This window comes from Sphingomonas japonica (assembly GCF_006346325.1).
Classification (GTDB): Bacteria; Pseudomonadota; Alphaproteobacteria; order Sphingomonadales; family Sphingomonadaceae; genus Sphingomonas; species Sphingomonas japonica.
The window spans coordinates 80453-94080 of sequence record NZ_VDYR01000001.1 but is presented as its reverse complement, the minus strand read 5'-3'; the positions used below and the strand labels follow the sequence as shown (position 1 = coordinate 94080).

Annotated in this window: 10 protein-coding genes; 5 read left to right on the top strand and 5 right to left on the bottom strand. The window is 66.4% G+C overall.

The features are described 5' to 3' along the window. Positions 1 to 74: 74 nt before the first annotated feature. From recF to glpX, 5 genes are all read left to right on the top strand, one after another. A complete protein-coding gene (gene recF / locus FHY50_RS00475; RefSeq protein WP_140046414.1) occupies positions 75 to 1136 on the top strand; it encodes a DNA replication/repair protein RecF in 1062 nt (353 codons plus the stop codon). Between the two features lie 186 nt (positions 1137 to 1322). Next, on the top strand, positions 1323 to 2687 hold the full coding sequence (locus tag FHY50_RS00470; protein WP_140046413.1) for a DEAD/DEAH box helicase: 1365 nt from the start codon (positions 1323 to 1325) through the stop codon (positions 2685 to 2687). Positions 2688 to 2766: 79 nt separating this feature from the next. Beyond that, complete coding sequence (locus tag FHY50_RS00465) at positions 2767 to 3174, top strand: Dabb family protein (protein ID WP_140046412.1); 408 nt, start codon at positions 2767 to 2769, stop codon at positions 3172 to 3174. Positions 3175 to 3248: 74 nt separating this feature from the next. Continuing rightward, complete coding sequence (gene gyrB / locus FHY50_RS00460; protein WP_140046411.1) at positions 3249 to 5780, top strand: DNA topoisomerase (ATP-hydrolyzing) subunit B; 2532 nt, start codon at positions 3249 to 3251, stop codon at positions 5778 to 5780. 73 nt (positions 5781 to 5853) lie between these two features. Then, positions 5854 to 6822, top strand: coding sequence for a class II fructose-bisphosphatase (gene glpX, locus FHY50_RS00455; protein WP_140046409.1), 969 nt, complete (start codon positions 5854 to 5856; stop codon positions 6820 to 6822). A gap of 6 nt (positions 6823 to 6828) precedes the next feature. On the opposite strand, the gene FHY50_RS00450 is transcribed toward glpX, so the two are convergent. From FHY50_RS00450 to FHY50_RS00430, 5 genes are all read right to left on the bottom strand, one after another. Then, entirely contained in the window at positions 6829 to 7590 is a 762-nt protein-coding gene (locus tag FHY50_RS00450; protein ID WP_140046407.1) for an ABC transporter permease, read from the bottom strand. After that, complete coding sequence (locus FHY50_RS00445; protein WP_140046406.1) at positions 7587 to 8525, bottom strand: ABC transporter ATP-binding protein; 939 nt, start codon at positions 8523 to 8525, stop codon at positions 7587 to 7589. The genes FHY50_RS00450 and FHY50_RS00445 overlap by 4 nt, the downstream gene beginning before the upstream one ends. A 63-nt stretch (positions 8526 to 8588) precedes the next feature. After that, on the bottom strand, positions 8589 to 9314 hold the full coding sequence (locus FHY50_RS00440; protein WP_140046405.1) for a DsbA family protein: 726 nt from the start codon (positions 9312 to 9314) through the stop codon (positions 8589 to 8591). Further along, positions 9311 to 10654: a M48 family metalloprotease gene (locus tag FHY50_RS00435; RefSeq protein WP_140046404.1), complete on the bottom strand. Its 1344-nt coding sequence runs from the start codon at positions 10652 to 10654 to the stop codon at positions 9311 to 9313. Before FHY50_RS00435 ends, FHY50_RS00440 begins: the two co-directional genes overlap by 4 nt. Positions 10655 to 10832: 178 nt before the next feature. Further along, entirely contained in the window at positions 10833 to 13478 is a 2646-nt protein-coding gene (locus FHY50_RS00430) for an Rne/Rng family ribonuclease (RefSeq protein WP_218975203.1), read from the bottom strand. Positions 13479 to 13628: the final 150 nt, after the last annotated feature.

Genomic DNA, 13628 nt, shown 5'->3' with positions numbered 1-13628 from the left:
ACCGGCGTAAGGTTGCGTCGGCAGCACGCGTGGCATTTCCGATCACCGCGATTAGCGGCTAGGCAGCCCCGGCGATGCTGACCAGCCTGTCCCTGACCGAATTTCGCAACCACCCTCATGCCGCACTTCGCGCCGGCCCGGGCTTTGTCGTGCTGACCGGAGAGAACGGCGCGGGCAAGACCAATATCCTCGAGGCCGTGTCGCTGCTGGCGCCCGGCCGCGGCCTGCGCCGCGCACCGCTGTCGAGCATCGCGCGACAAGACGGCGCCGGCGGTTTCTCGGTGGCGGCCGAGCTTGTCGGCGACATCGCTATCGGCACCGGCACGCTGGTGTCGGCGCCCGAACGCAGGATCGTCCGCGTCAACGGTGCCGCCGCTCCCGCCGCCACGCTTGCCGAGTGGCTGACCGTGCTGTGGCTGACCCCGGCGATGGATCGGCTGTTCGTCGAACCCGCGTCGGAGCGGCGGCGCTTCCTCGACCGGCTGACGCTGGCGCTGGCGCCCGCCCATGCGCACCATGCCGCGCGTTACGAAGCAGCCATGCGCGCGCGCAACCGGCTGCTGGCCGACGAGCGTCCTGCCGATCCGGAGTGGCTGTCTGCATTGGAAGCGCAGATGGCCGAGCATGGCGATGCCATCGAAGTGGCCCGGCGCGGCGCGGTCGATCTTTTGTCGCAGCGGCTGGCCGACACGCAGCCCGGCCCGTTCGCGCGCGCCGCACTCGCGATCGAGAGCGAGCCGATCGCGGATCTCGCGCGCGCGCTCGCCGAGGGCCGCCGCCGCGATACCGTCGCCGGCCGGACGCTGATCGGCCCGCACCGCGCCGACTTGGCCGTGGTCCACCGCGACAAGGATCAGGCGGCGGCGCTGTGTTCGACCGGCGAGCAAAAGGCTCTGCTGCTCGGTATCGTTCTGGCGCACGCCGATCTCGTCGCCGATCGCACCGGCTCGCCGCCGGTATTGCTGCTCGACGAAGTGGCGGCGCATCTCGACCCGTTGCGCCGCGCCGCGCTGTTCGACCGGCTTTCGGGCAGGGGGCAGGTATGGATGACCGGAACCGAGGCAGGACTGTTCGATGCGATCGGGGCTGCTACGCGCTATGTCGTTGAAAACGGTTCCGTTATTGCAGACGCTTGACTTTTGCGCCGATCGCGACCATTTGCCGCAGCGCAGCGACGCTTACCGACAGCAGCGTGATCGGCTCCCCAGAGTCAGCTCGGCGTCGCTCCCACCGGCTTCCCATTTCACGCGGGGCGTCTTTTATGACCCCGCCCGTCGTGCGCCCAGACCGCGCGCGCACCGGCACCGAATTCCAGGACACTCATGACCTTTCAATCGCTCGGACTCTCGAAGTCCGTCCTCGATGCGCTCGCGCTCAAGAACTACGACACCCCCACGCCGATCCAGCTTCAGTCGATCCCGGCGCTGCTCGAGGGCAACGACCTGCTCGGCATCGCCCAGACCGGAACCGGCAAGACCGCGGCATTCATGCTGCCGTCGATCGACCGGCTGGTGAAGGCGAACGAGCGCCGCAAGCCGATGCGTTGCCGCATGCTGGTGCTCGCGCCGACGCGCGAACTTGCCAGCCAGATCGCCGACAGCGCGCGCGCCTATGCCAAGTTCACCAAGCTGACCGTCGCTACCGTATTCGGCGGCACCCCGATCGCGCGCAATCGCCGCGACACGTCGGCGGGCGTCGACATCCTGGTGGCGACGCCAGGGCGCCTGATGGACCTGATCGAGCAGCGCTGCCTCAGCCTCGCCGATCTCGAGATCCTGGTGCTCGACGAAGCCGACCAGATGCTCGATCTCGGCTTCATCCACACGTTGCGCAAGATCGTGGCGATGCTGCCGCGCGATCGCCAGTCTTTGTTCTTCTCGGCGACGATGCCCAAGACCATCCGCGATCTGGCCGACCAGTTCCTGACCGATCCGGTCGAGGTCCGCGTCACCCCGGCCGCGACCACGGTCGAGCGGATCGACCAGTATGTCACCTTCGTCAACCAGGTCGAAAAGCAGTTCCTGCTGACTCTGTTCATCGAGCGCAACGATATCGAACGCGCGCTGATCTTCACTCGCACTAAGCATGGCGCCGACCGCGTCGTGAAGCTGCTGGCGGCAAGCGGCATCGCCGCCAATGCGATCCACGGCAACAAGAGCCAGCCGCAGCGCGAAAAGGCGCTCGCCGAATTCCGCTCTGGCAAGGTCAAATTGCTGGTCGCGACCGACATCGCCGCGCGCGGCATCGATGTTCCCGGCGTCAGCCACGTCCTCAACTTCGAACTGCCCAATGTGGCCGAGCAATATGTCCATCGCATCGGGCGGACGGCGCGCGCCGGTGCCGAAGGCGTCGCGTTCAGCTTCTGCGCCGAAGATGAGCGGCCCTATCTGCGCACGATCGAAAAGCTCACTCGCCAGCGCATCGAGCCGGTCGCCCTCCCCGCCACCTTCACCGCTGAGATCGATCGGATCAAATCGACGCGCGTCGGTCCGGTACCCGCCGAACGGCCCGATCGCCCGCGTCAGGAGCAGGGTCCGCGGCGCCCGCGTGCGACGCATGCCGCCAAACCGGCGCATGGCGGCGCAGCGCGTCCCGGTGGCGGCAACCGTCGCGGCGGGCGTCCGGGCGGCGGAGGCGGCGGCGGTGGCCGTTCCGGCGGCAACCGGGCGGCAACGCAGTCGCGCTGATCGCGATCGGTTGATCGAGCGACCGAGGGGCGGTAGCGGTATCGCGCTATCGCCCCCTCTCGTTGCTGGAGCCTGAACGATGCGCCCGATCCATGCTGCCTTGCTCGCGCTGGCCGCCGCGACTCTTCCCGTAGCAGCGCTCGCGCAGTCGAAGACCGACACCGCCCGGCGCGATGCGCGGTTCATCCATCACGTCTTTTTCTGGCTGAAGAATTCCGACAGCGCGGCGGACAAGGCGCGGCTGGTCGCGGCGCTGGAGAAGCTGTCGGCAGTCGACACGATCCGCAGCTATCAGATCGGTGAGCCCGCCGGCACCGACCGCGACGTCATCGACGGCTCCTACTCGGTGTCGTGGACGCTGACGTTCGACAGCGCCGCCGATCAGCAAGCCTATCAGGTCGATCCGATCCACCTGCAGTTCGTCGAGGAGCACTCGGCGCTGTGGCAGCGCGTGCAAGTGTACGACACGGTGCCGGTCGCGGAGTGAAATCTGGCCGCTGAAACCGGTTCAAATCGCGTATTTCGCTTTCGTTACACGTCCGCAAACCCTATATCATCGGCATGGCAACACCCCCTGAAGAAAACGCCTATGGCGCGTCGTCGATCCGCGTGCTCAAGGGTCTCGACGCGGTGCGCAAGCGCCCTGGCATGTATATCGGCGACACCGACGACGGCTCGGGCCTGCACCACATGGTGTTCGAAGTATCGGACAATGCCATCGACGAAGCGCTCGCCGGACATTGCGACCGCATCATCATCACGCTCAACGCAGACGGATCGGTGTCGGTCGAGGATAACGGCCGCGGAATTCCCACCGGCATTCATGCCGAGGAGGGCGTGTCGGCCGCCGAGGTCATCATGACCCAGCTCCACGCGGGTGGAAAGTTCGACAACACGTCGGACACCAATGCCTACAAGGTTTCGGGCGGGCTGCACGGCGTCGGCGTGTCGGTGGTCAATGCGCTCAGCGAGCGGCTCGACCTTACTATCTGGCGCGACGGACGCGAGCATTACATTCGTTTTGCGAACGGCAATGCGGTGTCGCCGCTGGAAGTCGTCAGCGACGCGGTCGGCGATCGCAAGGGGACGCGCGTGACCTTCTGGCCGTCGATCGAGCGGGCGCCGGGTGACGGCGGCACGTTCCGCAATCAGATCGAGTTCGATTTCGACAAGCTCGAGCATCGCTATCGCGAACTGGCCTTCCTCAACTCCGGCGTGCGGCTGTTCCTGCGCGATGCCCGGCACGAGGACGTCCGCGAAGTCGAGCTGTTCTACGAAGGCGGCATCGGCGCGTTCGTCAAATATCTCGATCGCAACAAGACGCCGCTGATGCCCGATCCGATCGCCATCCATGGCGACCGCGACGATGTCGTCATCGACGTCGCGCTCGAATGGAACGACAGCTATTACGAGAATGTCCTCGCCTTCACCAACAACATCCCGCAGCGCGATGGCGGCACGCATCTGGCGGCATTCCGCGCCGCGCTGACGCGCACGCTCAACAACTATGCCGACAAATCGGGCCTGCTCAAGAAGGAGAAGGTGTCGCTGACCGGCGACGACATGCGCGAGGGGCTGACCGCGATCGTATCGGTCAAGCTACCCGATCCCAAGTTCGGATCACAGACCAAGGACAAATTGGTGTCATCCGAAGTGCGCCAACCGCTCGAATCGCTGATGGCCGACAAGCTGGCCGAGTGGCTCGAGGAAAACCCGGCGCATGGGCGGGCGATCGTCGCCAAGATCATCGACGCCGCGGCCGCGCGTGAAGCCGCCAAGAAGGCGCGCGAGCTGACCCGGCGCAAGGGCGTGATGGACATCGCCTCACTGCCCGGCAAGCTCGCCGATTGCCAGGAACGCGATCCGGCCAAGTCCGAGCTGTTCCTGGTCGAGGGCGACTCCGCAGGCGGCAGCGCCAAGCAGGGCCGCGACCGGCATTTCCAGGCGATCCTGCCCCTGCGCGGCAAGATCCTGAACGTCGAGCGTGCGCGCTTTGACCGGATGCTCGGCAGCAAGGAGATCGGCACGCTGATCCAGGCGATGGGCACCGGTATCGGTCGCGACGATTTCAATCTCGAGAAGCTGCGCTATCACAAGATCGTCATCATGACCGACGCAGACGTCGACGGCGCGCATATCCGCACGCTGCTGCTGACCTTCTTCTACCGCCAGATGCCCGAGATCATCGAGGCCGGGCACCTCTTCATCGCCCAGCCGCCGCTCTACAAGGCGAGCAAGGGGCGGTCCGAAGTATATCTCAAGGACGATGCGGCGCTCGACGAATATCTCGTGACCGCGGGCGTCGGGTTGAGCGCGCTGGAGACCGCAAGCGGCACGCGTGCCGGCCCCGGGCTGCGCGTGATGCTTGACCATGCGCGGCGGATGCGCACGCTGATGCGCTATGTTCCTCGCCGCTATGATCCGCGCATCGTCGAGGCGCTGGCGCTGGAAGGCGCGCTGGACCCCGAAGCAAGCGCGGAGACGCGCGCGGGGCGGCTGGCCGAGGTCGCGCGCAAGCTCGACACTACCGACGAGGACGCCCGCTGGACCGCGCGCATGAGCGAGGATGGCGGGTTCCATTTCCAGCGTGTGTGGCGCGGGGTGACCGACCACCACATCATCGAGGCGGCGTTCCTGGCATCGGCCGAAGGGCGCAAGCTTCACGCACTGGCAGCGGAGGAAGCCGACAGCTATTCGACGCTCGCCAAGCTGGTGCCGGTGCGCGCATCGGCTGCAGCCGAGGCGGAAGCCGAACCGGAAGCCGATGGCGAGGATGCGGCCGACGGCGAAGACCTGCCCGCGCTGGCCAAGGGCGAGCGCCTGATCGCGCGACCGAGCGAGCTGCTTGAGGCGATCTTGGCGGCGGGCCGCAAGGGCCTGTCGATCCAACGCTACAAGGGGCTGGGCGAGATGAATGCCGAGCAACTGTGGGAAACCACGCTCGACCCGGCGAACCGGTCGATGCTGCGTGTCGCGATCGAACAGGCCGATGTCGCCGACGAAATCTTCACCCGCTTGATGGGCGACGTCGTCGAACCACGCCGCGAGTTCATCCAGGAGAATGCGCTGAGCGTGGCCAACCTCGACGTTTGATTTCCCCGCATCCGCTCGACAACCCCGTCCCCCTCCCCTATCCGCCGCTTCAAACAAGCCTGGGGTGGATAGCATGCAGACCGCGAGCCAGAATCTCGATCGCGTCCTAGTTCTGGAGATGGTGCGCGTGACCGAGGCCGCGGCGATCGCGGCGTCGAGCCTGGTTGGCCGCGGCAACGAAAAGGCCGCCGATGCCGCCGCGGTCGAGGCGATGCGCGAGGCGCTCAATTCGCTCTACATGGACGGCACCGTCGTCATTGGCGAGGGCGAGCGCGACGAGGCGCCGATGCTGTATATCGGCGAGAAGGTCGGATCGGCGATCGGATCGGGGCCCAAGATCGACATCGCGCTCGATCCGCTGGAAGGAACCACGATCACCGCCAAGGCCGGGCCGAATGCGCTGGCCGTGCTGGCGATCGCCGAAGAGGGCTGCCTGCTGAACGCGCCCGACGTCTACATGGACAAGATCGCGGTCGGGCCGGGCTATCCGGCGGGCGTGATCGATCTCGACAGGACGCCGACCCAGAATGTCGAGGCGATCGCCGCGGCCAAGGGCGTGCGCCCCGACCAGATCATCGCCTGCGTGCTCGATCGCCCGCGTCACGAAAAGCTGATCGCCGAGCTGCGCGGCTGTGGCTGCGGCATCATGCTGATTCCGGACGGCGACGTGGCGGCTGTGATCGCGACCAGCGATCCCGACACCACGATCGACGTCTATATGGGTCAGGGCGGCGCGCCCGAGGGCGTGCTGGCGGCGGCAGCGCTGCGCTGCGTCGGCGGTCAGTTCAAGGGGCGGCTGTTCTTCCGCAATGACGACGAGCGCGCGCGTGCGGCGAAATGGGGCATCGCCGACCTCGACAAGGTCTACGACCTCGAGGACCTGGCGAGCGGCGACTGCATCTTTGCCGCGACTGGAGTGACGGATGGCTCGCTGCTCGAAGGCGTCAAGCGCAAGGGCAAGGTGATGACCACCGAAAGCGTGGTGATGCGCGCGAGCTCCGGCACCGTCCGCTGGGTCAAGGGCGAGCACCGACTGGACTGAAGGCTATCACGCCTTCAGCCGGTACCCCGTTTTGAACATCCAAGCGATCAACCCTGCGCAAAGCATCAGGAACGCGAACGTCACGCCCAGGCTGACGCCGACCGCGACATCGCCCTGGCCGAAGAAGCTCCAGCGGAACCCGCTGACCAGATACACTACCGGGTTGAACAGGCTGACCGTGCGCCACGGTTCGGGAAGCATGTCGATCGAATAGAATGCGCCGCCCAGGAATGTCAGCGGTGTGATCAGCAGCGCGGGGACCAGCGACAATTGCTCGAAGCCCTTGGCCCAGATGCCGATGATGAAGCCGAACAGGCTGAACGTCACCGACGTCAGGATCAGGAACGTCACCATCATCAGCGGATGGGCGATGGTCAGGTCGACGAAAAAGGTCGCCGTACCCAGGATGATGAGGCCGATCAGCATCGACTTGGTCGCCGCCGCGCCGACATAGCCCAGCAGCATCTCCAAGGTCGATACCGGCGCCGAAAGCAGTTCGTAGATCGTGCCGGTGAACTTGGGGAAGTAGATGCCGAACGAGGCGTTCGACAGGCTCTGCGTGAGCAAAGTCAGCATGATAAGGCCGGGAACGATGAAGCTGCCATAGCTCACCCCATCGATATTCTCGATCCGGCTGCCGATCGCGCCGCCGAACACGATGAAGTAGAGCGCGGTGGTGATCACCGGCGTGACCACCGACTGCCAGATGGTGCGCTTGAACCGCGCCATTTCGAAGACGTAGATCGCCGAGACGCCGTGAAGGTTCATGCCGCCGCTCCCTGCCGATCCTGGACGAGATCGACGAAAATATCCTCGAGGCTCGATTTGGACGTTTCGAGGTCCTTGAAGCCGATGCCGATCTCGCCGAGCTTGCGCAGCAACGAGGGGATCCCGGTCCTTTCCGCCTGCGCATCGAACACATAGCGCAATTTGTGGCCTTCGTCCTCGAGGCTGAGCTGCCAATCGCCCAGTTCGTCTGGAACGACCGTCATCGGATCGGTGAGGGCGATGTCCATCTCGCGCTTGCCGAGCTTCTTCATCAGCTCGGTCTTGCGCTCGACCAGCAACAGTTCGCCCTTGTTGATGACGCCGACGCGATCCGCCATCTCCTCGGCTTCCTCGATATAATGCGTCGTGAGGATGATCGTCACGCCGCGGTCGCGCAGGCGGTGGACAAGCTTCCACATGTCACGGCGCAGCGACACATCGACCCCGGCGCTGGGTTCGTCGAGGAACAGGATATCGGGTTCATGGCTCAGCGCCTTGGCGATCAGCACGCGGCGCTTCATGCCGCCCGACAGCTCGAGAATCTTGGCGTTGCGCTTTTCGTAGAGCGACAGGTCCTTGAGCAGCTGATCGAGATAGGCGTCGTTGCGGGACTTTCCGAATAGGCCGCGGCTGAACCGCACGGTGTCGATCACGCTTTCGAATGCGTCGGTCGCCAGTTCCTGCGGCACCAGCCCGATGCGGCTGCGCGCGGCGCGATAGTCGCGGATCGCGTCATGCCCATCGACGGTGATCGTGCCGCTGGTCGGATTGACGATGCCACACACGATGCTGATCAGCGTGGTCTTGCCGGCGCCATTGGGACCCAGCAACGCGAAAATCTCGCCCCTCGCGATGTCGAGATCGACCGACTTCAGGGCGACATGGCCCGAGCCATACGTCTTGCCGACACCGGCAAGCGATAAAATGGGTTCCAAGCGATGCCCCCCCCGAATGTCCGCGTCCGCGCCAGATAGGGTCCGGGGGGATTGACGGCAAGGTCAGCCGGCGCTGCGCGCCGATGCCACCGCGCTTTGCATCGCCTGCAGGGGCAGCGCGCCGGACAGGACGCGGTCGCCGACGACCCAAGCCGGAGTTCCGGTCATGCCCAGCTGTCCCGCCAGCGCGAGGTTGCGCTGGATCTCCGCTTGCACCGCCTCCGAGCGCACCACCCGCTCGCCGCGAACGCGATCGAGCCCGGCGCGGGCAATTGCCGCATCGATGGTCGCGTCGCTCAGTTGCCCGGCCGTGAACAAGATGTCGTGATATTGCCGGAACTTGCCCTGTTCGGCGGCGGCCAGGCTCCATTGCGCCGCGCGGCGGCTGGCTTCCGACAGGATCGGCAGTTCGCGGAACACGATCTTCACATCGGCGTCGGCCGCGACCAGCTGGTCGAGGATCGGCAGGCTGGCACGGCAATATCCGCAGGCATAGTCCATATAGGCGACGACGGTGACGTCGCCCGCCGGATCGCCTTTCCAGGCATTGCCGAAAGGATCGACGATCGCCGAGCGGTTGGCGGCTATCACCTTGCCGGTCTCGCGGCTGCGCAGTGCCTCCATGGCATCGGGAATGATTGCAGGATCGGCAAGGATCGCTTCGCGCACCGATGCCGAGCCCGGCGCCGCGGACGGCACGACCAGCGGCTGGAGCAGTGCGAACGCGCCCGCTCCGAGCAACGCCGCGACGACCAGGCTGGCAAACCACGCCAGCGAAAACGGCTTCATCGGCGGTCCTTTTCGAGATCGATCTCGGTCCTGGAAATCACCACCAGGTCCTGCGCCCGGAGCGCCTCTCGCGATCCCGGGGGAAGCATGGCGACCGCATTCTGCGCGCTGGCCAGCGCCAACGTGTGATAGCCGAGCAGGCGGAGCTGTTCGGCGCGCGCCAGCGCCAGCCGCGCCTCATCGCCCTTGCGCTCATAGACCATCGCCAGCTGCACCCACGCACCGGGATTCTCGTTGTCGCGCGCCACCGCGCGGTTGAGCACCTTCTCCGCCTCGTCGAGATGGCTTGAATCCTCGGTCGCGAGCAGGGCATGTGCGAACGTCGCGGCGACCAATGGCGCGTTGTCGCTGCGCTGGACGGCTTCGCGCAGCGCAGGGATCGCCGCTTCGGGCTTTCCCGATTCGAGCAGGATCTGTCCCTCGAGCTCGAGGAAATAGGGATCGTCGGGCGACGTCGCGACCAGCGCCTGGGTCTCCTTGGCGGCTTCGACGGGATAGCCCGACAGGTGATAGGCATAGGCGCGGGCATAGTGGGCGGCAGCGCTCTGGTCGCTTGCGGGATACCGCGCAAGCGTCGTCTTGGGGTCGTTGACATAGCCGCGCAGCTTGGCCTGGACGCGTTTGAACCGCGCTTCCATTCCCGCATCGAGCGGCTTGTCCCAGGCAGCCGAACTGCGCACGCTGCCGGTCAGATTGGCGATGCGCTCGCCAGACAGCGGGTGCGAGCGTTCGTAGCTGTTGTCCTGCGGGATCGCGAGGCGGTATTCATAGGCCTGCAGCTTGCGAAAGAAGCTGAGCATGCCCTTGCCGGGGATACTCGCCTTGTTGAGGAACGACGCGCCGGCGGCGTCTGCCGAGGATTCCTGCACGCGGGAAAATGCGAGGAAATTGCCGAGCGCGGCGCGGTTGCCAGCGGCAAGGATGCCGGCCCCCGCCTCGCCCGCGCCCGCCGCCATCGCCGCTGCGCCCAGCACCAGGCTGAGCAGGGTGATGCCCATCGCCCCGCGACCCATGCGATCGCCAAGCGGAACGTGGCCGCCGGTAATATGACCGACCTCGTGCGCGATCACTCCCTGGACCTCGTTGGCGGTGTCGGCGGCGTCGATCAGTCCCGAGTGAAGATAGACGATCTGGCCGCCCGCCACGAACGCGTTGATCGACTTATCGTTGATGAGGACGACACGGAAATTGCGCTTGTCGAGCCCAGCCGCCTCGGCGATCGGGTTCGCCATCTCGGCGAACAGCGCCTCGGTCTCGGCATCGCGCAGGATCGACTGGGCGGCTGCCGGCTGGCTCCATAGCAGGAGCGCCATCGCGAACCCAGTGATCAACCGCTTCATGACGCTCCCTATCGGTCAAAGCGGAGCCGCGCACAACCGGCCGCGCCGGCGCAGCGGTGGCCGAGCCCGCATGAATTGACGATGAAGCTGTGTGCCTCCGATGGCTGGCCGCATGAAAAGGGCCGCCGCTGCGAACAGCGACGGCCCCTTTGGCACGATTACTTCAGGTCAGGCGCGATCACGCCCCGAAGGTACGCTGCCACCAGCCGCGCCGGGGTGGCCCCGCCTCACCGTCCGCTTCGGCCTGCTCGGCGATGGCGGCGTCGCTGGTCACTGCGGCGACAGGATCGACCGGCGCAAGGTCCTGCTCGACGGGCTCCGGCAAAGCGGCAGGCACCGCTTCCTCGGTCACATCGGCCTTCTTGCGACGCGTCCGCTTGGGCTTGGCCGGTACGTCCTCGGCCGGCTCGACCGCCTCGACGACCGCGCCTACCACCGGCGCATCGATCGCATCCGCCTTCTTGCGGCGCGTACGCTTCGGCTTTTCAGGGGCGTTTGCTGGCGCTTCGACGGTCGCCTCCGGCTCGGGAGCCGCCTCGACTGGAGCCTCGGCGAGATCGGCCTTGCGGCGGCGGGTGCGCTTGGGCTTGGCGTCGGCGGCCGGTTCGGGTTCGGGTCCGGGTTCGGCGATTTCCAGGGACACTGGCACGGTTGCATCGGCCGCCTCGTCCGGTTCGGCAGGCGCATCGGCGCGGGTCTCTTCACCCGCCTGGCGACGTCCGCCGCGGCGTCCGCGGCGGCGGCGGCGACGACGGCCCTCGCCTTCTTCGGCAGTGTCCGCTCGGGGCGCGGCTTCGCGCGGTTCCGCGCCATCGTCTTCGGCCACATCGGCTTCCACCGAGTCGTCGGCGATCGGATCGGCATCGGCCGTGCGCTCGGCACCGTCCTCGTCGCGCCCACGGCCCCGACGGCCCCGGCGGCGGCGGCGACGTCCGCGTGCCTCGCCATCGTTTTCGTCGCGCTCGCGTCCGCGCTGACGCGGTGCTTCCTCGGCGGCGGTCTCTTCCTCGACCTCCTCCTCATCGTCGATCTCGTCATAGACTTCGTCGTCGGGCTCTTCGACAATCGCCTGGAAGCGCGGAGCATAGGCGGGCGGCGGTCCGCTCGCCTCGACCGACATGCGCGCGCCCTCGATCTCGCCGTCCGACGCGACCTCGACCGACACGCCGTAGCGCTCCTCGATCTCGGCGATGTCGGCGCGCTTCTTGTTGAGCACGTAGAACGCCGCTTCCTGGCTGGCGCGCAGCGTCAGGATCGAGCCGCGACCGCGTGCGGCCTCGTCCTCGATCAGCCGCAAGGCACTCAGGCCCGCCGACGATGCGGTGCGGACCAGGCCGGTGCCCTCGCAATGCGGGCATTGCCGGGTGGACGCCTCGAGCACGCCGGTGCGCAGCCGCTGACGGCTCATCTCCATCAGGCCGAAGGCGCTGATCCGGCCGACCTGGATGCGGGCGCGATCGTTCTTGAGCGCCTCCTTCATCGCCTTCTCGACCTTACGGACGTTCGACGAATGATCCATGTCGATGAAATCGATCACGACCAGCCCGGCCATGTCGCGCAGCCGCAACTGGCGCGCAATCTCCTGCGCAGCCTCGAGATTGGTCGCGGTCGCGGTCTGCTCGATATTGTGCTCGCGCGTCGAGCGGCCTGAGTTGATGTCGATCGACACCAGCGCCTCGGTCGGGTTGATAACCAGATAGCCGCCCGATTTGAGCTGGACGACGGGATTGTACATCGCCGCCAGCTGGTCCTCGACATGCGCGCGCTGGAACAGCGGCACCGCGTCGGCGTAATTCTGCACGCGCCGCGCGTGGCTGGGCATCAGCAGCTTCATGAAGTCCTTGGCTTGCCGATACCCGTCCTCGCCCTCGACGATCACTTCCTCGATATCGCGGTTGTAGATGTCGCGGATCGCGCGCTTGATGAGGTCGCTGTCGCCGTAGACCAGCGCGGGCGCCGAGGATTTGAGCGTTTCCTCGCGAATGCCGTCCCACAGCCTTGCCAGATAATCGAAGTCGCGCTTGATCTCGACCTTGGTGCGCTGCAGCCCGGCGGTACGCACGATGCAGCCCATCGTCGGCGGCAATTGCAGGTCGGCCATGATCGACTTCAGCCGCTTGCGGTCGCCGGCATTGGAAATCTTGCGCGAGATGCCGCCGCCATGCGCGGTGTTGGGCATCAGCACGCAATAGCGACCGGCGAGCGAGAGATAGGTGGTGAGCGCCGCACCCTTGTTGCCGCGCTCCTCCTTGACGACCTGGACCAGCAGCACCTGCCGCCTGCGGATCACGTCCTGGATCTTGTAGCGGCGGCGCAGGTTCAGCCGGCGCTGACGCAGCGCCTCGACCGCCGGATCCTCACTGCCGCCCTTGCGGCGGCGGCCACGCGGCGCATCGCCGCCTTCCTCGCCTTCGCCGGACTCAGCATCACCGTCCGCGTCGTCGTCGTCGCGCTCGACGACCTCGACCTCGCCGTCTTCGTCGTCGTCATGCTCGGCATCGAGGTCGTCGCCGCGCAGCGCGGCTTCCTCGGCGGCATGCTCCGCCTCTTCGCGCAGCAACGCTTCGCGGTCTTCCTTGGGAATCTGGTAATAATCGGGATGGATCTCGCTGAATGCGAGGAAGCCGTGGCGATTGCCGCCATAATCGACGAACGCCGCCTGCAGCGACGGTTCGACCCGGGTTACCTTGGCGAGATAGATATTGCCCTTGAGCTGCTTGCGCTCGGCACTTTCGAAATCAAACTCCTCGATCCGGTTTCCCTTGACGACCGCCACGCGGGTTTCTTCCCGGTGGCGTGCGTCGATCAGCATGCGCATGGTCATTATGGATTCTCCGAGCGCGCACGGGCGGCCTTGCGGCACGTGCCGGCGCGCGAACAATGGGGATGGCGTGGCGGGGGATGCCCGCCATTGCCGTGAAGGGTACGAAAACTGCCTCTGCTCGGTGCGCACGCCCGGGCGCATGGCCCGGGA

Coding starts and splice junctions, on each gene's coding strand:
- glpX (WP_140046409.1), top strand. CDS start 5,854: ATGCAGACCGCGAGCCAGAATCTCGATCGCGTCCTAGTTCTGGAGATG.
- FHY50_RS00465 (WP_140046412.1), top strand. CDS start 2,767: ATGCGCCCGATCCATGCTGCCTTGCTCGCGCTGGCCGCCGCGACTCTT.
- gyrB (WP_140046411.1), top strand. CDS start 3,249: ATGGCAACACCCCCTGAAGAAAACGCCTATGGCGCGTCGTCGATCCGC.
- recF (WP_140046414.1), top strand. CDS start 75: ATGCTGACCAGCCTGTCCCTGACCGAATTTCGCAACCACCCTCATGCC.
- FHY50_RS00430 (WP_218975203.1), bottom strand. CDS start 13,478: ATGACCATGCGCATGCTGATCGACGCACGCCACCGGGAAGAAACCCGC.
- FHY50_RS00450 (WP_140046407.1), bottom strand. CDS start 7,590: ATGAACCTTCACGGCGTCTCGGCGATCTACGTCTTCGAAATGGCGCGG.
- FHY50_RS00440 (WP_140046405.1), bottom strand. CDS start 9,314: ATGAAGCCGTTTTCGCTGGCGTGGTTTGCCAGCCTGGTCGTCGCGGCG.
- FHY50_RS00470 (WP_140046413.1), top strand. CDS start 1,323: ATGACCTTTCAATCGCTCGGACTCTCGAAGTCCGTCCTCGATGCGCTC.
- FHY50_RS00435 (WP_140046404.1), bottom strand. CDS start 10,654: ATGAAGCGGTTGATCACTGGGTTCGCGATGGCGCTCCTGCTATGGAGC.